General features: G+C 67.2%; 20 protein-coding genes and 1 tRNA gene. 15 read left to right on the forward strand and 6 right to left on the reverse strand.

Translation table 11 applies throughout. The features are described from left to right. Positions 1 to 24: 24 nt before the first annotated feature. From LZD57_RS12405 to LZD57_RS12420, 4 genes are all read right to left on the reverse strand, one after another. Complete coding sequence (locus LZD57_RS12405) at positions 25 to 1,071, reverse strand: AbrB family transcriptional regulator (protein WP_233718855.1); 1,047 nt, start codon at positions 1,069 to 1,071, stop codon at positions 25 to 27. Then, a complete protein-coding gene (locus tag LZD57_RS12410) occupies positions 1,068 to 2,591 on the reverse strand; it encodes a tripartite tricarboxylate transporter permease (protein WP_233718856.1) in 1,524 nt (507 codons plus the stop codon). The genes LZD57_RS12405 and LZD57_RS12410 overlap by 4 nt, the downstream gene beginning before the upstream one ends. 8 nt (positions 2,592 to 2,599) lie before the next feature. Next, complete coding sequence (locus LZD57_RS12415) at positions 2,600 to 3,040, reverse strand: tripartite tricarboxylate transporter TctB family protein (protein WP_233718857.1); 441 nt, start codon at positions 3,038 to 3,040, stop codon at positions 2,600 to 2,602. 141 nt (positions 3,041 to 3,181) lie between these two features. Beyond that, a complete protein-coding gene (locus LZD57_RS12420) occupies positions 3,182 to 4,150 on the reverse strand; it encodes a Bug family tripartite tricarboxylate transporter substrate binding protein (protein WP_233718859.1) in 969 nt (322 codons plus the stop codon). 273 nt (positions 4,151 to 4,423) lie between these two features. Between LZD57_RS12420 and LZD57_RS12425 the strand changes: the two genes are divergently transcribed. The 5 genes from LZD57_RS12425 to LZD57_RS12445 all read left to right on the forward strand — a co-directional run bounded on the left by LZD57_RS12425 (position 4,424) and on the right by LZD57_RS12445 (position 9,954). Further along, the gene (locus LZD57_RS12425; RefSeq protein ID WP_233718860.1) at positions 4,424 to 5,095 is read left to right on the forward strand and encodes a response regulator transcription factor; all 672 of its coding nucleotides are present in this window, start codon (positions 4,424 to 4,426) and stop codon (positions 5,093 to 5,095) included. An 80-nt stretch (positions 5,096 to 5,175) separates the two neighbouring features. Next, a complete protein-coding gene (locus tag LZD57_RS12430; RefSeq protein ID WP_233718861.1) occupies positions 5,176 to 6,636 on the forward strand; it encodes a sensor histidine kinase in 1,461 nt (486 codons plus the stop codon). Then, positions 6,633 to 7,727, forward strand: coding sequence for an ABC transporter substrate-binding protein (locus LZD57_RS12435; protein ID WP_233718863.1), 1,095 nt, complete (start codon positions 6,633 to 6,635; stop codon positions 7,725 to 7,727). Before LZD57_RS12430 ends, LZD57_RS12435 begins: the two co-directional genes overlap by 4 nt. A 210-nt stretch (positions 7,728 to 7,937) precedes the next feature. Beyond that, positions 7,938 to 8,507 carry a peroxidase-related enzyme gene (locus tag LZD57_RS12440; protein ID WP_233718865.1) on the forward strand — a complete coding sequence of 190 codons (570 nt, stop codon included), beginning with the start codon at positions 7,938 to 7,940 and terminating at the stop codon, positions 8,505 to 8,507. 586 nt (positions 8,508 to 9,093) lie between these two features. Then, positions 9,094 to 9,954 carry an aldo/keto reductase gene (locus LZD57_RS12445; protein ID WP_233718867.1) on the forward strand — a complete coding sequence of 287 codons (861 nt, stop codon included), beginning with the start codon at positions 9,094 to 9,096 and terminating at the stop codon, positions 9,952 to 9,954. Between the two features lie 518 nt (positions 9,955 to 10,472). On the opposite strand, the gene LZD57_RS12450 is transcribed toward LZD57_RS12445, so the two are convergent. Further along, a tRNA-Arg gene (locus LZD57_RS12450) sits at positions 10,473 to 10,549 on the reverse strand. 310 nt (positions 10,550 to 10,859) lie between these two features. Here LZD57_RS12450 and LZD57_RS12455 point away from each other — a divergent pair. The 3 genes from LZD57_RS12455 (at position 10,860) to LZD57_RS12465 (ending at position 14,986) form a co-directional block, all read left to right on the forward strand. Beyond that, a complete protein-coding gene (locus tag LZD57_RS12455) occupies positions 10,860 to 11,822 on the forward strand; it encodes a TAXI family TRAP transporter solute-binding subunit (protein WP_233718869.1) in 963 nt (320 codons plus the stop codon). A gap of 157 nt (positions 11,823 to 11,979) precedes the next feature. Next, complete coding sequence (locus LZD57_RS12460; RefSeq protein ID WP_233718870.1) at positions 11,980 to 13,776, forward strand: TRAP transporter permease; 1,797 nt, start codon at positions 11,980 to 11,982, stop codon at positions 13,774 to 13,776. 88 nt (positions 13,777 to 13,864) lie between these two features. After that, on the forward strand, positions 13,865 to 14,986 hold the full coding sequence (locus tag LZD57_RS12465; protein WP_233718872.1) for an anhydro-N-acetylmuramic acid kinase: 1,122 nt from the start codon (positions 13,865 to 13,867) through the stop codon (positions 14,984 to 14,986). Between the two features lie 101 nt (positions 14,987 to 15,087). On the opposite strand, the gene LZD57_RS12470 is transcribed toward LZD57_RS12465, so the two are convergent. Then, positions 15,088 to 15,621 carry an outer membrane protein assembly factor BamE gene (locus tag LZD57_RS12470; RefSeq protein ID WP_420844769.1) on the reverse strand — a complete coding sequence of 178 codons (534 nt, stop codon included), beginning with the start codon at positions 15,619 to 15,621 and terminating at the stop codon, positions 15,088 to 15,090. A 119-nt stretch (positions 15,622 to 15,740) separates the two neighbouring features. On the opposite strand from LZD57_RS12470, the gene LZD57_RS12475 reads away from it, so the two are divergent. The 7 genes from LZD57_RS12475 to LZD57_RS12505 all read left to right on the forward strand — a co-directional run bounded on the left by LZD57_RS12475 (position 15,741) and on the right by LZD57_RS12505 (position 22,868). After that, positions 15,741 to 16,259 carry a ubiquinol-cytochrome C chaperone family protein gene (locus tag LZD57_RS12475; RefSeq protein ID WP_233718874.1) on the forward strand — a complete coding sequence of 173 codons (519 nt, stop codon included), beginning with the start codon at positions 15,741 to 15,743 and terminating at the stop codon, positions 16,257 to 16,259. A 17-nt stretch (positions 16,260 to 16,276) separates the two neighbouring features. Next, positions 16,277 to 16,855, forward strand: a complete 579-nt coding sequence (locus LZD57_RS12480; RefSeq protein ID WP_233718875.1) for a DUF177 domain-containing protein — start codon at positions 16,277 to 16,279, stop codon at positions 16,853 to 16,855. 93 nt (positions 16,856 to 16,948) lie between these two features. Then, entirely contained in the window at positions 16,949 to 18,022 is a 1,074-nt protein-coding gene (gene plsX, locus LZD57_RS12485; protein ID WP_255699824.1) for a phosphate acyltransferase PlsX, read from the forward strand. After that, the gene (locus LZD57_RS12490) at positions 18,019 to 18,996 is read left to right on the forward strand and encodes a beta-ketoacyl-ACP synthase III (protein ID WP_233718877.1); all 978 of its coding nucleotides are present in this window, start codon (positions 18,019 to 18,021) and stop codon (positions 18,994 to 18,996) included. The genes plsX and LZD57_RS12490 overlap by 4 nt, the downstream gene beginning before the upstream one ends. A gap of 106 nt (positions 18,997 to 19,102) precedes the next feature. Next, the gene (locus LZD57_RS12495) at positions 19,103 to 19,450 is read left to right on the forward strand and encodes an integration host factor subunit alpha (protein ID WP_233718879.1); all 348 of its coding nucleotides are present in this window, start codon (positions 19,103 to 19,105) and stop codon (positions 19,448 to 19,450) included. Between the two features lie 35 nt (positions 19,451 to 19,485). Beyond that, entirely contained in the window at positions 19,486 to 20,079 is a 594-nt protein-coding gene (locus LZD57_RS12500) for a MerR family transcriptional regulator (protein WP_233718880.1), read from the forward strand. A 398-nt stretch (positions 20,080 to 20,477) separates the two neighbouring features. Beyond that, on the forward strand, positions 20,478 to 22,868 hold the full coding sequence (locus LZD57_RS12505; protein WP_233718882.1) for a bifunctional diguanylate cyclase/phosphodiesterase: 2,391 nt from the start codon (positions 20,478 to 20,480) through the stop codon (positions 22,866 to 22,868). Positions 22,869 to 22,896 lie beyond the last annotated feature (28 nt).

Here is a 22,896-nt window from a genome sequence, read left to right on the forward strand (position 1 = left end):
GCCGGAACAGGATGCCGAAAGACGCTAAAGCTCGTCCGAGCGGGGCGCGCGCATGAACATCGGCAGGATGGCGATGAGGAGCAGCAGCCGGAAGATGTGATGGGTCGCGACATAGGCCGGGTCGTAGCCGAGCGACAGCGCCATGGCGCTCATGCCCTCGACGCCGCCGGGCGCGAAAGAGACCCAGACCTGGCCGAAGGGCAGAGCGAGAAACTCCGCCACGACGAAGCTGGCGAGACCGGAAAAGACCACCGCAATCGTCGTGACGACGAGACCGGCGAGGAGGAGGTCGCGCAGCTGCGTTCGGGTGACCGAGGCGAAGCGCGCGCCGATGACGGCGCCGGCCAGCGAGAAGCCGATGAAGGTCAGGATCGGCGAGGGGCGTCCTTCCAGCCAGCCGACGCCGTGGCCAATTCCGCTGATGGCGACCCCGGCGAGCAGGAAGGCGGCGGGAATGCGCAGCCGCTCGAACAGGTATCCGCCCAGCGCCGCGATGGCGATCAGGACGAGGCTGGCGGGAATGCCGAGCGTATGCAGGACGATGACTGCGCCGCCGCCACCGGCGCCCCGCTCGACGAGCGCCACGAGAGGCGGCAGGGCGATCGTGATGATCAGCAGCCGCAGGCTCTGCAGGACCATGACGAAGGGAATGTCGATCTTCGCCGCCGGCCGGTCGGCGGCGAGCGACAGGCTGTAGGAGAGCGCGCCCGGGGAGGTGGCGAGAACCGCCGTGCCGCCCGCGACGCCGAAGAAGCGCTTGAGGACGTTGGACGAGATCAGCATCACCGCGACCATGGTGAGGGTCAGAGCGACGAGGCTCGCCGGAAAGCGCAGGACGTCGGTCAGGAAATGCGTGGTGACGCCGGCCCCGAGCGTCACGCCGATCGCGGTGAAGCCGAGATTGCGCAGCGTCGGAGGAACCCTCGGGGAGAGGCCGGTGGCCGCGAGGGCCGTCACGGCGACGGTGGAGCCGACGAGCGGTCCGGCCGGAACGCCGAGGGCCTGAAACAGCGCGGCGCCGCAAAGTGCGGCGCCGATGGCGAGGAGAACCGGCCGATAGGCGGACATCATGCAGGCGCTTCCGGAGACTGGTCTTCCGCCCGGTTCCGCCGCATCCGTCCGACGACGATCGGCACCGCGACGACGAGCAGCGCCAGGACGTAGAGGATGATGCTGTTCATCGAGGTCACGAGGATCGTCCAGTCGCCGCCGGAGATCGACAGGGCGCGGCGCAGATTGTCCTCGAACAGGCCGCCGAGCACGAAGCCGAGGATGACCGGAGCGAGGCTGAACTGCAGTTTGCGCAGGAACCAGCCGAAGACGCCGAGCGCGGTGATCATGTAGAGATCGTGCGGGTTCGAGACGACCGAATAGACGCCGATGAAGGCGAGAACGGCGATCAGCGGCGTCAGGAACTGCTGCGGGATGGTCAGCATCCGGGCGAACAGCCCGACCAGCGGCAGGTTGATGATGAGCAGCGCCACGTTGCCGATATACATCGAGGCGATGAGGCCCCAGGCGATCTCCGGCCGTTGCTGGAACATCAGCGGGCCGGGCGTGACGTTGAAGAGGAGCAACGCGCCGAGGAGGATCGCCGTGGTGCCGGAGCCGGGAATGCCGAGCGTCAGCATCGGCACCATGGCACCGCCGGCCGAGGCGTTGTTGGCCGCTTCCGGCGCCGCGAGGCCGCGCATGTCGCCCTCGCCGAACTTCGAGGAATCGCGCGCCGCCCGCTTCTCCGTGCCGTAGGCGACCGCCGAGGCGACGGAGGCGCCGGTGCCCGGCAGGATGCCGATGAAGAAGCCGATCACCGAGCCGCGCAGGATCGTCCATTTGACGAAGGCGAGATCCTTCAGCGTCACGAAGCTCTTGTCGATCTTCAGCGTCTTCAGCGTTCCGGCGGCCTGCTGCTCGACGAGGTGGATCAACTCGGCCATGCCGAACAGGCCGATGACGACGACGAGGAAGTCGATGCCGGCGAGGATGTCGGGAATGCCGAAAGTATAGCGCGCGACGCCGGTATTGGCGTCGATGCCGATCGAGGCGAGCATCAGGCCGATGATCGCCGCGAGCAGCGTCTTCACCGGATTCGAGCCGACCAGCGAGGCGAGCGAGGCGAAGGCGAAGACCATCAGCGCCACGTAGTCCGACGGCGAGAAGTGGATCGCGTAGGAGGCGAGCGCCGGGCCGAAGAAGCTCATCAGGATGACGGAGAAGGAGCCGCCGATGAAGGAGGCGACCGCCGACAAGGAGAGCGCCTTGCCCGCCTCGCCGTTGCGCGCCATCGGGTTGCCGTCCAGCGTCGTCATCACCGCGCCTGCGTCGCCGGGGACGTTGAGGAGGATCGACGAGATGCGACCGCCATATTCGGCGCCGTAATAGATGCCGGCGAGAAGGATGATGGCCGATTCCGGCTTGAAGCCGAGGCCGTAGGCGATCGGCAAAAGGATGGCGACGCCGTTGATCGGGCCGATGCCGGGCAGGGCGCCGATCAGCGTGCCGGCGAAGCAGCCGGCCAGCACGAGGAAGAGATTGAAGGGGTCGAGCGCGACTTCGAAGCCGGATGCAAGACCGGAAAGGACAGCGTCCATGGTTCGGTTCACCTAAAAATCGTCAGGACGCCGGCCGGCAGGTTGAGGTCGAGCAGCTTGGTGCAGAGGAAGTAGCCGACGATGCCGATGCCCGCGCTGAAGGCGAGAGCCGGCACCAGTCTGGCTCCGAGCATCAGCGACAGCGCCATGCAGAAGGCGAAGGTCGCGAGGATGAAGCCGAGCGGCTGGAACAGATAGGCATAGGCGAAGAGCATGACGATCAGCGCCGCCAGCCGCCGCCAGGTCTTGCCCGGCAGGCCGAGGCGCGCGACGTCCGGCTTGGCGAGAACGAACAGGATGCAGGGAATCGCGACGACCCCGAGGATGCGCGGCCAGCTTTCGGGCCCCAGCGGGTCGTATTGGAACGGGGCGTGGATCACGGTGAAGGCGATGACCGTGTAGCCGATCGCCACCAGCAGAAGCACGCCGGCAAAGATCCGGTCGGCCATGAAATGCTCCGAAATCGAGAGCGCGAGTTCGTTGCGCCGCGTCGTTCGGCGGCCACTCGCCTTTGTGCAATCGGGTATACGCACGGGCCGCGGCGGTTCCGTCCGAGAACCCGCCGCAGCCCCCGCGCCAGTCCGGGAGGACTATTCGATCAGGCCGGCTTCCTTGGCGATGCCGGTCATGCGCTCGACGCGCTGCTTCATGTCGGCGTCCATTTCCTTGCCGGAAAGGTCGAGCGGCAGAAGACCCTTGTCCTTGACGAGAGCGGCCCATTCGTCCGTCGCGTAGGCGGCCTCGAACGCCTCGACCCACTTGTCGTAGGCCTCGTCCGGCACGTCCTTGCCCATGTAGTAGCCGCGCACGATCGGCCAGACGGCGTCGTAGCCGGCTTCCTTGGCGGTCGTGATCTCGGCGAAGGGGGCGGGCAGCCGTTCGTCGCTCATCACGGCGAGGATGCGCATTTCGCCGGTGTCGAGATGCGAGACCATTTCGCCGACGTCGCCGGTATAGACCTGGATCGAACCGCCGAGCAGGCCGGCGATCGCGTCACCGCCGCCGTCGAAGGCGACGTAGCGCATCTGGCGCGGATCGAGCTCCTCCGACTTCATCAGGATGGCGGCCTTCATCCAGTCCTGCGAGCCGACCGAGCCGCCGGCGCCCATGACCACGCCGCCGGGGTTCTTCTTCAGGTCGGCCATCAGATCCTCGAGGCTCTGATAGGGGCTGTCGGCACGCACGATCACCGCGCCGTAGTCCGTCCCGGCCGTCGCGAGGAAGCGCACGTCGTTGGCGCCCCACTGGCCGTATTTGCCGGTCGCCATGTTGAGCAGCGAGCCCGACGAGAAGGCGACGATGGCGTTCGGATCGTCGGTGCGGGTGGTGTTGAACAGATTGATCGCCACGGCGCCGATGCCGCCGGGCATGAAGGTCACCTGCATCGGGCCGTCGAACTGCTTTTCCAGGCCCTGCTGGGCGATGCGGCAGGTGAGATCGAAGCCGCCGCCGGGCTTGGCCGGGGCGACGCATTCCGGCCGGTCGATCTCCTGGGCGAAAGCCGGGGTGATGACGACGCTGGCAAGCAGCAAGGCGGATGCGGTTCTGACGAATGTCACGTTTGGGTCCTCCCATCGGATTTTGACCGGTGAGAGAGGCCTGCCGAATGTCCGCCGCTGGTTTCCTCCACCGTGCCGTCCGTACAGCCGTGCGAGCCCTTTCGCGGGCACGGCACGTTCCTCTCTCCCATGCTGGACTTAGAAGCCGAGCCTGACCGCGGCTTGACCCGAAACTGACAGGAGGCTGACACCGGCTGCCGGCCGAAAGATGCTGCAGCGCGTCACATCCGCGCGCTTCTCAAACCGGTCGGGGCGGGCTAAGCCTCGATCACAATGCGGATTTTACTCGTCGAAGACAGCCGCGACCTGTCCGAAGGTCTTCTCGAACGGTTTCGCGGCGAGGGCCATGCGATCGACCTCGAAACCGACGGGGCCGAGGCGGAATCGCTGTTGCGCCACGCCAGCTTCGACGTGGTGATCCTCGACATCAACCTGCCGTCGATGAACGGCTACGACGTGTTGCGGGCGATGCGCGCGCGCGGCGACCGGACGCCCGTGCTGGTGCTGACGGCGCGATCCGAAATCGACGATCGGATCGTCGGCCTCGACATCGGCGCCGACGACTACATGGTGAAGCCCTTCGACTTCCGCGAAATATCGGCGCGATGCCGGGCCCTGGTGAGACGGCGCTCGGGCGAAGCCAGCAACGTTTTCGTGCAAGGGACCTTCCAGTTCGATCGCGGGGCCAGGCGCGCGTCGCTCGGCGGCATCGATCTCGAACTGCGCCATCGCGAGGTGCAGGTGCTGGAGCTGTTCCTCAGCCATCTCGGACGGGTCCTGACCAAGGACGAGGTCGCCGACCGGATCTACAGTTTCGACGAAGCGCCGAGCCTCAATGCCGTCGAGCAGACGATGACGCGGCTGCGCAAGAAGCTCGACGGGTCACCGATCGCGATCCGCACGATCCGCGGTCTCGGCTACATCGCCAGCATCCGCGACGCCTGATCCATGCGTCACCAGAATGCGAAGCTGCCACCCGGAACGACCGAGCGAACGATGAAGAGCCATGTGCCGGGGCCGCCGAGATGAGCCGGGCGCGGGTCTTGGCGGGGACGTCGGCGGTTGGGAGCGAGCGCCGCCCCTATTCGCTGCGCCGCCGGCTGATGGCCGCATCGATGGCGGCCTTTGCGGTCCTGATCGCGCTGCTTTCTGCGGGGCTGTGGACCTATGCCCGCAGTTCCGCGAACCAGACCTACGATCTCCTCCTGCGCGGGGCGGCGATCGCGATCCTGGAGCGCATCGCGGTGACGCCCGAGGGGATCGACATCGACCTGCCGCCCTCGGCCCTGGAGATCCTGGCGCTCGACCAGGAGGACCGGGTGTTCTACCGCGTCGTCGACGCCCGGGGCACGACGCTGACCGGGACGCCGGACCTGCCGACGGAAGGCTTCTTCGAACGGTCCCTGCCGCTGCAGGAGCCGATTTTCTTCGACAGTCTCTACAGCGGCGAGACGGTGCGCTTCGTCGTCAACGGACGGACGCTGCTGAGTGCCGACAGGCCGCAATGGATCGGTGTCCAGATCGGCCAGACGCGCATCGCCCGCAACGCCATGGAAGCGGACCTGATCCTCAAGGGCCTCGTGCCGCTCGCGGCCCTGTCGATCGCCGGCGTCGCGATGGCCAGGGCCGGCATCGGCTTTGCCATGCGTCCGCTCGCCGGGATCGAGCGCGACATCCGCGAACGCCAGCCCAACGATCTCGAGCCGCTGGGCACGGCGCCACCCCGCGAGGTGGAAAGCCTGATCACCGCCATCAACGGCTTCATGCGCCGCCTCGACGTGTCGCGCGGCCAGGCCGAATCCTTCATCGCCGACGTCGCCCATCAGATGCGGACCTCGCTCGCGGCGCTCTACGGCCATCTCGAAGCCGCCGACAGGCCGGGCGAGGCCGGCTCACGCGCCGTCGCGCGGGCCCGCGACCAGGCGCGGCGGACCGTCCGGCTGACCAACCAGCTTCTCAGCCACGCGATGGTGATCCACCGTGCCGACAAGGAGATGTTCCAGACGACGGATCTCGGCGAACTGGTCCGGCGGCTGATGGAGGAGATCGTCCGGGACGATGCGGCTGGCGGCATCGACTTCGCGGTCGAAATGCCGCCGCCGCCGATCGCGCCCCGCGTCACGGGCGATCCCATCGCGATCCGCGAGGCGTTGCGCAACCTCGTCGACAACGCCGTGCGCCACGGACCACCCGACAACCAGATCACCCTGCGCGTGACCGCGACGACGCTCGCGGGCCGGCCGGCCTATGCGATCGGGGTCGAGGATTGCGGCCCCGGCATCGCCCCGGCCGACAAGCCGAAGGTCGTCGAGCGGTTCTATTCGAGCGGGCCGGGCGGCGGCTCCGGCGTCGGTCTTGCCATCGTCGCGGCCGTCGCCGAAAGTCACAAGGGCCGCTTCGACCTGTCGGACCGTCAGCCGAATGGGTTGAGCGCCACCATCACATTGCCCGAAACGCCGCCGCCCGGCCCGGTCAGCATGCCATGACCGCCCGATCCCGCATCGTCGTCTTCGGCGCCATCGCCGCTCTCTTCGCCGTCGCGGTCGTCCCGGTGCTCGTCTTCGGTCACCGCCCGGACGCGCCGCAGCGCACCGTCATCGACGTCTGGAGCGCCACCGACAGGTCGGCCATGGCGGAGATCCTCGCCGGCTTCGAGGCCGCTCATCCCGGCATTGCGATCCGTTACACGGAATACAACACCTCCGAACTCCGGGAGGCCGTGCTGGCGGCGAGGCAGAAGCCCGACGTCGTCGTCTCCTCGGCGATGGATCTGCAGGTCGAATTGGTCAATCGCGGCCTGGCGAGCCCCGTCGCCGACGTGCCCGAGACGCCGGAATGGTCGCGCTGGCGCGAGGAACTCTTCGGCTTCACCCAGGAGCCGGTGGCGCTCGTCTACAATCGCGAGGCGTTCTCGAAACGGCCGCTTCCCAGCACGCGCTCCGAACTCGCCGGCATGATCCGCGACGAGCCGTCCTTCTTCGACGGCCGCGTCGGCACCTACGACGTCGCCCTATCGGGCGTCGGCTACATGTTCGCGACCCAGGACGCCCAGCGCGGATTCCAGGCTCCCCGCCTCGTCGAATCCTTCGGCCGGGCGAAGGCGAAGACCTATTGCTGCACCAACGACATGGTGGAAGACGTCGCCTCCGGCCGCCTCGTCCTCGCCTACAACGTCATCGGCTCCTACGCGCTCGAACGGGTGCGAAGGGATCCGCGGCTCGGCATCCTCCTCCTCAGCGACTACGCCCTCGTCTTCACCCGATCCGTCCTGGTGACGAAGGATTCGGACGACAAGGCGGCGGCCGGCGACTTCGTCCGGTTTCTCCTTTCCGATGCCGGCCAGGCGCTGATCGACGAAAGCTCGTCGCTGTTCCCGCTGGTCGCCAGCTTTCGCGAAGGCCAGTCCTTCTTCGAGACCCGCTTCGAGGGAAGCACCTCGCTCCTGCCGATCCGCCTGCGGCCGAGCCTTCTGACCTGGCTCGACGAAAGGAAGAAGGCGAAGTTCCTGCACGACTGGAAGGCGTCGATCAAAGGGCCTCCGAAAGACGATCGGGAGGCCGCGCCGAAGAAAACCTGAGCCGAGTCCGGCACCTGATCCGCGACGTGGCGCCGGGGCGAAGAGGCCCCGGCTACAGGTCGTGCCCGATGCGGGGAAAGCCTGATCGACGTCCGCTGGCCGAGCCGCCGCTTCGGGAACGCCCCCCGTGTTGCAGAGGCACCGGAGGCGTTCGAAGCTCGTTGCAAGACCATCGCCGCCACCGCGGCCGAACGAGGGAGTGACTCCATCATGACCGATCAGCCGATCAGCCGCTTTAAAGTGCCGAAGATCGAGGACCTGCCGGAAGACATTCGCGAGCGTATCCTCGCGGTGCAGGAAAAGTCCGGCTTCGTGCCCAACGTCTTCCTGACGCTCGCCCACCGGCCGGACGAGTTCCGCGCCTTCTTCGTCTATCACGACGCGCTGATGGACAAGCCCGGGCCGATCACCAAGGCCGAGCGCGAGATGATCGTCGTTGCGACGTCCAGTGTGAACCAGTGCCAGTATTGCGTGATCGCCCACGGGGCGATCCTGCGCATCCGCGCCAGGGATCCGCTGATTGCCGATCAGGTCGCGATCAACTACCGCAAGGCCGACATCAGCGACCGCCAGAAGGCGATGCTGGACTTCGCCATGAAGGTCTCACAGCGCGCCCACGAGGTCGGGGACGCGGACTTGGAGACGCTGAAGAGCCACGGCTTCAGCGAAGAGGACGTCTGGGACATCGCGGCGATTTCGGCGTTCTTCGGCATGTCGAACCGGCTGGCCAACGTGACCAGCATGCGCCCGAACGCCGAATTCTACGCGATGGGACGGTAGGCCATGGCGAGGGCTGCGTGGAGCCTCCGGCGAGGCCGACGCGGTCGTCTCGTCCCTCTCCCCCGAAGAGGCGGAGGCCGTGCGCAAGGATGAAAGCCGCGCCTCTTCCGAAGGACGGAATCCGGCGCGCCCGGCATTTCCCGGTCGTCGAGACGGATCGATCCGTTGCTCGCTATCTCGCCCGGAGGGACCAGCCCCATGACTGCCGGTGCGGTGACGTTGTTGCTCGAACCGCTTTGCCGAGCAACGCGGGCGTTTTTCCGGATTGATCTGTCAACCGTCGTTTCGGAGCCGTTGGTATCGGCCGAAGCGACGGCCGCAGTCCTGCACTGGTCTGTCGGTCGGAGCGCGAACGCCATGTCCGATCATTCATGTGCTGCACTCATGAGTGCAAGCGATCGGACGCCGATAATCACCGCGGTGTCGGCGACCTACATTCGAGGCGAAGAAAGCCGGAGAGGGCGCCGACGAGATTTGGATGCGGCGGCGTCGGGGCGGGGTCGTTCCCGTCAACTGCCCGCGGCAGTCGCGCCCCATCCGATATGACGAGCGGCTCTCCGGAGCCATGGACGAAAGGAACGACGACATGATCCTGCAAGAAACCTTTGTTCTGCCGAACGGCGTTGAGATCCCCAAGCTCGGCCTCGGCACCTGGATGATCGACGACGACAAGGTGGGTCAGGCCGTCAAGGACGCCGTGAAGCTGGGCTACCGGCACATCGATACCGCGCAGGCCTATGCGAACGAACGCGGCGTCGGTGAAGGGATCCGCAGCTGCGGCGTTGCCCGCGACGAGCTTTTCGTCACCACCAAGCTCGACGCCGGCATCAAGACCTATGACGGCGCGAAACGGGCGATCGACGGCTCGCTGCAGACCCTCGGGCTCGATCAGATCGACCTGATGATCATCCACAGCCCGCAGCCCTGGCAGAATTTCGGCGACGAGGACCGCTTCTTCGAGGGCAATCGCCAGGCCTGGCGCGCCTTGGAAGAGGCTTACGAAGCGGGCAAGCTGCGTGCCATCGGCGTCTCCAACTTCCAGAAGGCCGATCTCGACAATCTCCTCGACGCCGCCTCGGTGAAGCCGATGCTCGATCAGGTCCTCGCTCATGTCGGCAACACGCCGTTCGACCTGATCGACTATGCCAAGAGCAAGGGCCTGCTGGTCGAGGCCTATTCGCCGGTCGCGCACGGCAAGATCCTCAACAATGGCGACGTCGCCGAGCTGGCGGAGAAGTACGGCGTCAGCATTCCGCAATTGTGCATCCGCTACTGCCTTCAGCTCGGCCTGCTGCCGCTGCCGAAGACGGCCAATCCGGACCACATGCGCGACAATGCCGACGTGGACTTCGAGATCTCCGACGCCGACATGGCGACCCTGAAAGGGATCGAGCACGTCGACTATGGCGACGCGGGCGCCTTCCCGGTCTTCGCCGGCAAGATCTGATCGCCGGCACGAATGCCGACCGTCCCGCGCCGCTGGGACGGTCGAGCCCGCATCGCCGTTCGGTGCGAGCGACGTGACTCGAGACGAGAGAAGACGGCCTCGACCACGCCGCCTGTCGTTTGCGTCGGACGCCCGACCCCGTCGCGGATCGGCAGACCGCCGCCCGGCCCGCGATGGCCACGAGGAGGCGAACTCTTGCTTTCGGTTCTCCCCGGTTTCGTGGACACGATCCGACTTTCGACGGATCTGGTGCGAAAGCCGCGAGCGGGAGCTTCTCGGTCTGCCGAGTTTCAGGAGGAGATGGCAGCGCTGGAGCGTCTGCCTTTCACTCTCGCGCGATTATACCCGGCGACGCTTCTAGATCTCGGGATTTCGACCCGTCCCGAAGATCGGCAGGTCGTCCTGAAACCGGTGTTTTCGGGCAAGCGCCCCATCACCGGAGCGCGGATCGTAGGACCGTGAAAACACCCAACACGTCCAAAGTGTTAGACATTGGTTCGCTGGGACAAAGCATGAAATGGCGCGCCCGAAAGGATTCGAACCTCTGACCCCCAGATTCGTAGTCTGGTGCTCTATCCAGCTGAGCTACGGGCGCCCTTGAAGCGAGAAACGAGCCGAACGGCTTTCCTCGTTGGCGGGCTAGGTAGCCGCTCGCGGCGCCGATTGCAAGCACCCTTTCGTCATCGATCTGCAATCTTTCTCGTCGGCGCCCGAAGCGGACCTCTCGGGGTCCGGGTGCCGGCCCGATGTCCTCTCAGAGGCGCTGCGGCGTGGGCGGTCGGTGCACAGACCCGGAACGCGAAGGATTGACATGGTCCTCCTCGCCGCCGAGACAGGTGACGCTGAGAAAAACGACGCCGGGCCGATCGAACGAGCGCCGGACCGTGCCCAAAGGGAGGAAATTGATGAACAAGGCCATGATCACCGCGCTGGCGGGCGTCTTCGCCATCGTCGCCGGGGCGGCGTCCGGCGCCGATGCCGAGGAACGCATCGCCTACAAGTCGGCCAAGAGCGGCACGTCCTACTACCAGATGGGCGTCGAGCTCGCCAATGCGGTGAAGGCCGGGACGGACGGCGCCGCGATCCTCACCGTCGAGGAAAGCCAGGGCTCGGTGCAGAACGTCATGGAAGCGGCGGCCCGGCCGGGCAACTACGTCTTCACCGCGCCGCCCGGGCTGGTCTCCTCGGCCGCGGCCGGAACCGGGCCCTTCGAAAAGCGGCCGAATCCGCGCTTTGCCGAGATCCGGGCGCTGTTTCCGATCCCGTCGCTGACCATGCATTTCGTCGTCGCCGGCGGCGGCGATGCCAAGACCCTCGCCGATCTCGAGGGAAAGACCATCCTCCTCGGCAAGGGCAGCTTCGGGGCGACGGAGGGCGAGAAATATCTCGATCTCTTCGGCCTGAAGGACGCGGTGACCGTCGCCGACGCCGAACTCGGCAACGCCGCCGACGCCCTGAAGAACGGCCAGATCGACGGCTTCGTCACAGCCGGCTCGTTCCCGGCGCCGAACGTCATCGAGGCGGCGGCAGGCGGGTCGATCGCGCTCCTTTCCCTCGACGACGGTCAGGTGGAAAAGACCGGCCGCAGCCGCCAGGTGATTCCCGCCGGCACCTATGCCGGGGTCGACGCCGATACGGTGACGACCTCGCTGCCGGTCTTCGCCTTTTCCACGACGGCGATGAGCGATGACACCGCCTATCTCCTCACCAAGACCTTCTGGGAGGAAAAGGCCGAGCTGTCCGGCGAATCGCGCTGGTGGAAGGCCGTCGATCCCGCTCTTCTCGGCGAGGGCGAGGTGAAGCTCCATCCCGGCGCCCTGCGCTATTACGAGGAAGCCGGCGTGAAGGTCCCCGACGCCCTGAAGTGACGTCGTGAGCGGCGGGGCGAAACGTTCCGCCGCAAGACGCCGAGGCCGGCCGAAGGGGAGGGGACGACCTCCTCTTTCCCACCGTTCGGCAGCCGGCCCCGACATCGCGCTGCGGTCGAGCCGCCCGCTGCCGACCCTTTCCTTCCCGGACGATCCCATGAGCCTTTCGACCACAGCAGCCGCGGCGCCGGCGCGCCGGCCGCTCCTCTGGCAGGGCCTCGGGCTCGTCTCCATCGGCTTTCATCTCGCGCTGGTCTTTTCCGGCCTCGTTCCGGCGCTCTTCGCGCGGCCGCTGCACATGGCGCTGGCGCTGCCCTGGCTGTTCGTCTTCGCTTGCCGGTCGCGGCTCCAGGCGCTGACGGGCTGGGTGTTTCTCCTCGTCGGCGAGTTCGGCTGCCTCTACGTCGCGCTCGATGCCGACGCCCTGTCGGATCAGTACGGCTATCTCGACACGCCGTTCCAGATCGCCGTCGCGGTTTCGCTGATCGTCGTCGCGCTGGAGGCGGCGCGCCGGGCGATCGGCTGGCCGCTGCCGCTCGTCGCCGCCCTCTGCCTCGCCTACGGGCTGTTCGGCCAATACGTGCCCGGCGAATACGGCCATCCCGGCTTTCCGCTCGAAAGCTTCCTCGGCACGATGACGATCACCGAGGGCGGGCTCTGGGGCTCGCTGACGGGGGTCTCTGTCGGCATCGTCGCGATCTTCGTCATTTTAGGCGCCGTTCTGAATGCCGGCGAGGCCGGACAGGGTTTCATGAACCTCGCCGCGGCGGCAGCCGGCCGACTGAGAGGCGGGGCCGGCAAGGTCTCGGTGCTGTCCTCTGCGATGTTCGGCTCGATCTCGGGCTCGGCCTCGGCCAACGTCGCCTCGACCGGCGCGGTGACCATCCCGGCGATGAAGCGTCTCGGCTATCCGAAGGCGCTGGCGGGGGCGGTGGAAGCGGTCGCCTCGTCGGGCGGGCAGATCATGCCGCCGCTGATGGGGGCCGGCGCCTTCGTCATGGTGGAACTCACCGGCACGCCCTACGGCGACATCATCGTCGCGGCGCTGCCGGCGGCGATCCTCTACTTCCTGACGGTGTGGATCGGCATCGACCTCTTCGCCCGGCGCTACGATCTCGCCTCCATCGCCGAGGCGGACCGGCCGAAGCCGCGCCTCGTCCTGATCACCACGCTGTTCTTTCTCGTCCCTTTCAGCGTCCTTCTCTATGCGATGTTCGTCGCGGCGCTGACGCCGCAATATGCCGCCTGCCTCGCCATCCTTGCGGCGGCGCTGCTCCTGTTCTTCGATGCCGCCTTCAGCTTTTCGGTTCGGCGCTTCGTCGATCGCGCCGGCACGGCGGCGTTGGAGGCCGGGCGCCAGATCGCGGTGATCGCCGCCATCATCATCTGCGCTTCGATCGTCGTCGGCGTTCTCGGCATGACCGGGCTCGGGGTGAAAGTCACCTCGGCGATCCTGGCGCTCGCCGGCGAATCGCTCGTGCCGGCGCTGCTCCTGACCGCGCTCGCCTGCATCCTGCTCGGCATGGAGGTGCCGACGACGGCCGCCTACGTCATCTGCGTGACGGTCGCCGGGCCGGCGCTGCAACGCCTCGGCATCGAGCCGCTGCTCGCCCATCTCTTCGTCTTCTGGTTCGCGCTTTTGTCGACGATCACGCCGCCGGTCTGCGGGGCGGTGTTCATCGCCGCCGGCATGGCCGGCGAGAACTGGCTGAAGGTCGCCGGCTCGGCGATGCGGCTCGGCGTCGGTCTCTACGTCATCCCGCTGGCGATGATCTTCAATCCGGCGATCATCCACCTCGCCGACCGCCCGGCCGCGGCCGGCGCGGCCTTCGTTCAGATCGCCGTCGGCCTGTGGCTGCTGTCCTACGGCCTGGTCTCGACCGCCGGGCCGGCGAAGCGTGTCGTTCTCGGCGGCCTCGGCCTGACGGTTTGCCTGCTGCCGTCGCCGCTTTAAGCTCGGGGATGGTATCAAGGGAACGGAAAGTTCGCGTTCGACCGCGCCGGGCTCGCCCCGCGCGAAGGCCCGTTGTGAAGGAAAGCCAATGACGACCGACAGCCGATGGGCCATCGGCCTGATGACCGGAACGGTGCTCGACGGCCACATCGACGTCGCCGCGATCCGCACCGACGGCGAGACGATCGAAGAGTTCGGGCCCTATGAGCTCGTCGCCTACGAGGCGGCCGTCACGCCGCTGATCGAGGCGGCGGTGAAGGACGCGCTCGACTGGCAGTTCGAGGGCGACGAGCCGGCGAGTTTCGCGGCCGCCGAAAGGCGCCTGAGCGAGGCGCAGGCCGAAGCGGTCGCCGGCTTCTGCGAGCGCCACGGGCTATCCCGCCGCGACGTCGCGGCCGTCGGCTTCCACGGCCAGACGGTCCTGCACCGCCCGCCCGAGCCGGGCGTTCCGGGCCGCACGCGCCAGCTCGGCGACGGGGCGCTGATGGCGCGGATGCTCGGGATCACCGTCGTCCACGACTTCCGCTCGGCGGACGTTGCGGCCGGCGGGCAGGGGGCACCGCTCTCGCCGATCTATCACCGGGCGATGCTGGAGCGGATCGGGGCCGGGACCGAGACGGCGATCCTCAATCTCGGCGGCGTCGCCAATCTCACTTATTGCGACGGCGAGACGCTGATCGCCTTCGACACCGGGCCGGCCAACGCGCCGATCAACGACTGGATCAAGGCCCATGGGGCCGGCGCGATGGACCGGGACGGGCGGCTGGCTTTCGCCGGCACGGTCGACGAGGTCCGGCTGGCGCGGCTGCTCGACCATCCCTGGCTGGCGAGGCCCTATCCGAAGTCGCTCGATCGCTTCAGCTTCAAGATGGCGATGGCCGAGGGGCTGTCGCTAGAGGACGGGGCCGCGACCCTGACGGCGTTCACCGCCGGGGCGGTCGGCCGGGCGCTCGACCTCCTGCCGTCGCGGCCCGAGCGGCTGGTCGTCTGTGGCGGCGGCCGGCACAATCCCGCGATCATGGCGGCGATCGAAGCGCGCGCCGGCGCCGCCGTGGTCGATGCCGACGCCGTCGGCCTGAGGGGCGATGCCGTCGAGGCCGAGTGTTTCGCCCATCTGGCGATGCGCCGGCTCGCCGATCTGCCGATCAGCTTTCCGCTGACGACGGGCGTGCCGCGGCCGATGACCGGCGGTGTCGTCAATCGTTCTTGAAGAGCCGGAATCGGCGCGGCAGGGCAGAGGGGGGTGAGGCCGCAGGGCGGCTAACGATCAGGAAAGGGGGAGGCCCCCACCCGGTGACGACCCCCTGCCGATCAGAACAGGCTCGTGGGCCCGCCGTTGTCCGACACGGTGTCGCTGAGGACCTGGCCGAGGAAGTTCGCGTCCTTACCGCCGGTGGGCGTGGTGCGGGAGATGAAGTCGAAGACCCTGCCGTCCTTCAGGCCGTAGTCGGCGATGCGCTCGACGCGGCTGTCCTTGTCGAAATAGACGGCGAGGATGCGCTGATCGACGAGCCGGGGCTGCAGGAAGGCGACGGGCCGCACGCGCTTCTGCGAGATGTAGTAGAACACCTCGTTGTCGAAGGTCGCCTTGGTGGAGGGCGAGCCGAGGGCGAGCAGCACCTGTTCCTTGGACGAGCCGGGCGGCACGAGCTCGAGCGACTTCGGATCGACGATGTAGCCCTGATTGAGGACTTCCTGGGTCGTGCAGGCCGACAGGGTCGAAACGGAAAGCACCGCCGCCCCGAGGGCGAAAGCCAGCGTCAGGCGAGTCTTCTTGGGCACGCTTTGTCTTCTCCCGGTCCAGCCGAACGATCGTTTCCTTGAATGCCCGTCTTCCGCGGCCATATCGAGGCGGCAGCCGCGCCACACGCCTTCGAGGCGTTGGTAATCCACCTCGCGCGCCGTTGCAATCGCGCCGAAGCTGTGGCACCGCCTCGGCCCGGGCGACCAACTGCGGATCGACAATGTTTCATCGTTGGAGGATCGCACGCCGCAATCGCGCGATCGTCGAGGATTTGTATCAGAGCCTGGTGGCAGAGACCCGCCAGCCGAAGCTCTACGAGCACTGCGGCATCGCCGATACGTTTTCGGGGCGGTTCGAGGCGCTGGCGATCCACGTCTTCCTGTTCCTGCGCCGTTGCCGCGGCGAGGCGCGGCTGGAGCCGGTCGCCCAGGAGGTGGTCGACCGCTTCGTCACCGACGTCGACACCTCGATCCGCGAACTCGGGGTCGGCGATCAGTCGGTGCCCAAACGCATGCGCAAGCTGGCGGGTGTCTTCTACGAGCGGGTGCGGGTCTATGACGCGGCCTTCGCCGCCGCGGATCCTGCCGCGGCCCTCGCAGCCGCGCTGAAAGGCCGTGCCGTGGGGGACGATGCCGATGCGGCGGCGGTGCTCGCGACCTACATGCAGGAGACGGCCGATCGGCTGGAAGCGGTTTCGGCCGACGACATCCTGTCGGGCACCCTCAGCTTCGGCGCTTGAATTTCGGAGATTGAATCATGGACGGGGACCAGACGTCGCCGCTTCGTCTGTCGCTGCAGGTCGCGTCCCTTTCGCGGGACGGCGGGCAAATCGCCTATGCGGCGAGCGAGATCGAGTGCGCGAAGGCCGCCGAGGCGCTGGGCATCGACAGCGTCGCTTCCATCCGCGCCGACCTCGTGGCTCGGCCCTTCCGCAAGGACGGCGCGCGCGTTTCCGGACGGCTGCGTGCCGTCGTCGTCCAGAAGAGCGTCGTGTCGCTGGAGCCGGTGGAGCAGACGATCGACGAGGAGTTCGAGGCCACCTACGTCAGGGGCGGCCGCCGCACGGTCGATCCGTCGATCGACGCGGCCGGCGAGATCTTCGTCGATCCCGAGGCCGACGATCCGCCGGAGACCTTTTCGGGCGATCGGATCGATCTCGGCGAGCGCCTGTTCGAAACGCTGACGCTGGCGCTCGATCCCTATCCCCGCCGCCCAGGGGAAGGTTATGGCGGGCAGACCGCCGAAGAGGCGCCGGACGAAGACGAGGACACCGTGGTCTCGCCCTTCGCGGCGCTGGCGAAATTCACGCCGAGCAGGGGCGATGGCGAGGATTGAGGCCACATGGCCGGTTGTAAGTGGGCGCGAATTCGATATTTTCGCGCCGCGCCGGCAGGCTCTGGGGCGCCGGCGAAAAGAAGCGAGAACGCGTTGACCTCAACATCCGGCATTACGATTTCGCTCGACGCCATGGGTGGCGATCACGGGCCAGAGGTGGTGGTGGCGGGCGCGGCCCTGGCGCTCGAACGCCGGCCGGACACGCGCTTCATCCTCTATGGCGAACAGGCGGCGGTCGAGCCGGTGCTGGAGCGCTTCCCCCAGCTCCGCGCGGCCTCGACCTTCCACCACTGCGATTTTTCCGTCCGCATGGACGACAAGCCGTCCCAGGCGCTGCGGCAGGGCCGCTACAAGTCGTCGATGTGGCGAACGATCGATGCCGTGAAGACCGGCGAGGCCGACGTCGCCGTCTCGGCCGGCAACACCGGCGCTCTGATGGCGATGGCGAAGTTCTGCCTGCGCACCATGGCCAATATCGAGCGGCCGGCGATCGCGGCGATCTGGCCCACCCTCAAGGGCGAGAGCATCGTCCTCGACGTCGGCGCGACGATCGGAGCCGACGCCCAGCAGCTCATCGACTTCTCGATGATGGGCGGTGCCATGGCGCGGACGCTGTTCGGCCTCGAGCGCCCGACCGTCGGCCTCCTCAACATCGGCGTCGAGGAGGTGAAGGGCCAGGACGAGATCCGCGAGGCGGGCCGGCTCCTGAAGGAGACGCCGCTGCCGGGCATCGACTATCACGGCTTCGTCGAGGGCGACGATCTCGGCCAGGGCACCGTGGACGTCGTCGTCACCGAAGGCTTCACCGGCAACATCGCTCTGAAGACAGCCGAGGGCACCGCCCGGCAGATCGCCGCCTATCTTCGCGCCGCCATGTCGCGGACATGGCTCGCCCGCGCCGGTTACGTCCTGGCCAAGAGCGCCTTCGACCGGCTGCGCGACAAGATGGACCCGCGCAAGGTCAATGGCGGCGTCTTCCTCGGGCTCAACGGCATCGTCATCAAGAGCCACGGCGGCGCCGACGCCGAGGGAATTGCCGCGGCTCTCGACCTCGCCCACACCATGGCGCGCACGGGGCTTCGCGAAAAGATCGAGGCCGACCTCGCCAGCTATCATCGCCGCATTTCCGAGGAGGCGGCGAGCGTTTCCGAAAGCATCGTTCCATGAGTGAGAAAATCGTCTCCGTCGTGCGCGGCACCGGCTCGGCGCTGCCGACGCGAATCATGCGCAACCAGGATTTCGCCGGCGTCGTCGAGACCTCGGACGAGTGGATCCGGCAGCGCACCGGCATCGAGCAGCGCCACATCGCCGGCGAGGGCGAGACGACCGTCTCGCTCGCCGAGGCGGCCGCGCGCCGGGCGCTGGAGGCCGCGAACCTTGCCGCGACCGACATCGATCTCATCATTCTGGCGACGGCGACGCCGGACAACACCTTCCCGGCTTCCGCCGTCCACGTGCAGAACCGGCTCGGGATCTCGTCGGGCTTCGCCTTCGACGTCCATGCGGTGTGCAGCGGCTTTCTCTACGCGCTGACGACCGCCGACATGTATCTGAAGTGCGGTCAGGCGAGGCGCGCCCTCGTCATCGGTGCCGAGACCTTCTCGCGCATCCTCGACTGGGAAGACCGCTCGACCTGCGTGCTCTTCGGCGACGGTGCCGGCGCCGTGGTTCTGGAGGGTGTGCCGGAGGGAGAGCCGTCGGGCCGGGGCATCATCGTCGCCAAGTTGCGCTCGGACGGCTCCCACAAGGAAAAGCTCTATGTCGACGGCGGGCCCTCGACGACCGGCACCGTGGGGCATCTGCGCATGCAGGGCCGCGAGGTGTTCAAGCACGCGGTCGGCATGATCACCGACGTGATCGAGGCCTGTTTCGAGGCGGCCGACGTCGGCCCGGCCGACATCGACTGGTTCGTCCCGCATCAGGCGAACCGCCGGATCATCGACGCATCGGCGAAGAAACTCGGCATCGACATCGACAAGGTGGTCGTCACCGTCGACCGTCACGGCAACACCTCGGCCGCGTCGATCCCGCTCGCCATCGACGCCGCCGTCAGGGACGGCCGCATCAAGCCCGGCGATCTCGTGCTCCTGGAGGCGATGGGCGGTGGTTTCACCTGGGGGGCGGTGCTCGTCCGCTGGTAGATAGCGCTTGATTCATATGGCGGTTTCAGTAGAGTAACGAAAAAGTAAGCGGTAAATCGGGGCCATTCGGCCGCGAGGCTCTTCACCAGAAGACCAGGGGACGAGGATGGGGGACAGGACACTCACCAGGGCCGATCTCGCCGAAGCGGTCTTCCGGAAAATCGGCTTGTCCCGAACCGAGTCCGCGCAACTCGTCGAGATGGTGCTCGAGGAGATCTGCTCGACGATCGCCAAGGGCGAGTCGGTGAAGGTTTCATCCTTCGGCTCGTTTCTCGTGCGCGACAAGAACGAACGCGTCGGCCGCAATCCGAAGACCGGCGAGGAAGTGCCGATCTCGCCGCGCCGCGTCGCCGTCTTCAAGCCGTCCAACGTCCTCAAGGACCGCATCCTCGAAGCCCACAGCAAGCGTGCGGAGTCCGGCACCGGGCTGGAGCTCATGCGCGCCGCCGAATGAGCGCGAAGAAGGTCTGAAGTTCCGGTGCTGGGTTGATGTCCGACAAGGGTGAGGACGCGTTTCGGACGATCTCCGAAGTCGCAGAAGAACTCGATTTGCCGCAGCACGTGCTGCGCTTCTGGGAATCGCGTTTCGCTCAGATCCGGCCGCTCAAACGCGGCGGGGGGCGGCGCTATTATCGGCCGGACGACGTCGAGCTTTTGCGCGGCATCCGTTACCTGCTTTACGTCAAGGGTTTCACCATCAAGGGCGTCCAGCGGCTGCTCAAGGAAAACGGCAGCCGCTTCGTCATGGCGATCGGCTCCGGCGATCTCGCCGGGCTCGACGATCTCGCCGCATCGACGGGGCAGGACGGACCGGACATGCCTGCCGAAGCGCCGCCGGCCGAGGTCGACGATCTCGATCTCATCCATCCCGAACCGGAGACGGTGGCGGCGGTCGGGCCGGCCGTCCAGGCGGAGGATGCGAGACCGGCCGCCCGGCCGCGGCCACGCGCCCTCGGCGGCTTCCTGCGGCGTGATCGCGACGGCGGCGAGGAACAGCGCCTGCCGCGCGACAGCATCGAAACCCTCGATCAGGTGCTGCTCGATCTCCTCGAATGCAAGCGGCTGCTCGATCAGGTGCGATGACACCGGCTGCTCGGCATCGGCCTCATGGGTCGAACGGTGCCGTCCGTCCTTTCCGCCGTATCGCGGACCTGCTTCGACACGAGCGTCGAAAGCCGTGGATCGCCGCCCGGCCGTCGGGCGGGGGCCGCCCGCCGGACAGGCTCCTTGCGAGACGCGCGATCCCGGCGTGAGCCGCGCCGAGGGGTCCGAGCGTCGCAAGCATCCGTCGACAGGCGCGGCGACCTCCCAGTTCCGCGTCGGCGATGCGTATGCCAGGCCCACGACACGACACGACACGGCGCGACCGACCGGGGCCTTCCTGCAGGGGTTATCGCGCGCGCCCATTCCGGGAAAATGAAGCCCCCCGCATAACAGGCACTTAATCTCTAACGCTTAATGTTGCCTCGCTGGAGGTGACGATGCGGCCGATAATCACTTGTCTGACGACGGGCCACGAAACGTGGCTGCTGCTGCTGTCCGCGCTGGTCTGCTCGATCGGCGTCTACGGCGCGTTCTCGGTCGCACGTCACGCCGGGCGTGCCTTGGGCAAGACCCGCATGCGGTTGGCGATCACCGGCCTCGTGGCGGCCGGCTGCACGGCCTGGGCGACGCATATGATCGCCCTCCTGGCCTTCCGGCCAGGAATGCCGGCCGGATTCGAGCCGATTTTGAGCGGCCTGTCGCTCGTTCTGGGCACCCTCGGTATCTCCGCCGGCATGCTGATCGCGATTGGCCGCCAATCGAGACTGCGCCGTCTCACGGGCGGTTTCGTTCTCGGACTGGGCGTCGTCGGTCTGCACTATGTCGGCCAGACCGCCTATGTCGTCAGGGGGCACGTCAGTTGGGATGCCGGCCTCGTCGCATTCTCGATCCTCGCCTCGCTTCCGCTGTTCAGCCTCTCCCTGATGTGTGCCGGCGAACGGAACCGGAAAATACGCCCGGCAGCCGCCCCGCTGCTGATCCTGGCGATCGCGGCTCTCCACATTTGCGGGATGGCCGCCCTCCAGCTCTCCTACGACCCGCGCGTCACCCTCCCGCCGAGGACGCTGGAACCGGAGTTCATCGCGCCGCTCGTGGCGGCTATGAGCATCGGACTGTTCGGCGTCGCGCTCTTCGCCTTGAGCCTCACCCTGCGGGCGAAGGCGAAACTGCGGGAAGATCGGCTGCGGCTCGGCGAACTCGCCAATCTCGCGCTCGAGGGGCTGGCGATTTGCGAAAACGGCATTGCACTTTCCGTCAACGAAGGGCTGGCGCGACTGGCGGGCCGAAGGCGTCAGGATCTCGAGGGCAGGAATTTCACGGACATCCTGCCCGGTGTGGCGCTGGAAGATATTCCCGAGGGCGAGGAGATCGACGGCGTCCTCGCAGCGCCCGGCGGCCAGTCCGTGCCCGTTCGGGTGTTGCGCCGCGAATTCGTCCTCGGCCGGCAGACGCAGACGGTCGTTGCCTTCCGCGACCAGCGCGAACGGTTGCGCAGCGAAGCGAAGATCAGGAGGCTCGCCTTTACGGATACGCTGACCGGACTCGCCAACCGGGAGCGCTTTCACGGTGTCCTCGAAGACCGCGTCGCCCGTCATCGGGCTACGCAGGCGCACTTTGCGCTCCTGTTGTTCGATCTCGACGGGTTCAAGGCGGTGAACGACAGCCTCGGCCATTCAGGCGGCGACGAGGTTCTGAAAGTCGTCGCCGAGAGGCTCTCGAACTGCCTCGACGAGGGCTGGGAGTCGGCGCGGCTGAGCGGCGACGAATTCGCCGTGCTCTTGCCCGATTGCGCCGACCCGCTGCGGGCGACCGCCATCGCCGAACGAGCCATCCGGGCCATCGAGGAACCGATCCTCCTGCGCGATCAGGTGACGCACATCTCGGCCAGCGCCGGCGTCAAACTGTCCGATGGGAACTCATCCGTCGAGCAGTTGCTGCGAAACGCGGATCTGGCGCTTTACGCCGCGAAGGCGAGCGGTCGCGGCCGCGCACGCCTCTTCACCCATGATCTCAGACGGGCGGCGAACGACCGGGCCACCACCGCGATGGAGTTGCAGGACGCCTTCGAGGACGGAGATCTGGAGCTGTACTACCAGCCCCAGGTCAAGCTCCGGGATGGCTCCCTCGTCGGCGCCGAGGCGTTGATCCGCTGGAACTATCCCTATCGCGGCGTCTTGAGCCCCGCGGCCTTCCTGCCCGTTCTCGAAGCCGGGCCCATGGCCATTCCGGTCGGAAACTGGATCCTGTCCACGGCGTGCGGCCAGGCTGCGCGGTGGCGGGCTGCGGGCCTGAGCGATTTCCGGATCGGCGTCAACCTGTTCGCCGCGCAGTTGCGATCCCCGAATTTCGTCGAGACGGTAAAGGAGACGCTCGCCCAATGCGGCCTGCCGCCCGAAGCTCTGGAGCTCGAGGTGACGGAGAACATCATCCTGCGCAACGAGGGTGCCACCATCTCGCATCTCGACAAGCTGCGGTCGATGGGGGTCGGCATCGCCTTCGACGATTTCGGGACGGGATACGCCTCGCTGACGATGCTGAAGGAAATCGCCATCACCCGCCTCAAGGTCGATCGTTCCTTCGTGCGCGAAATCGAGTGGAGCCGCAAGGACCAGGCGATCGTCGATGCCATTGCGAGGATGGCGAAGGGCTGCGATCTCACGGTCATCGCCGAAGGCATCGAGACGGAGGAGCAGGCCGACCTGATGCGAGACTATGCGGCCGAAGGGCAAGGCTACCTCTATGGCAGACCGATGACCGCCAGTGCCTTCGAGGAGCAGTACGCGCTGAAGCTGCTGGCCCACGACGCTCCCAAGGCAATCGCCGGGTAGACGCGCCTCTGGGGGGGGGGGGGGGGCG

The organism is Jiella avicenniae (assembly GCF_021390325.1).
GTDB lineage: Bacteria > Pseudomonadota > Alphaproteobacteria > Rhizobiales > Rhizobiaceae > Jiella > Jiella avicenniae.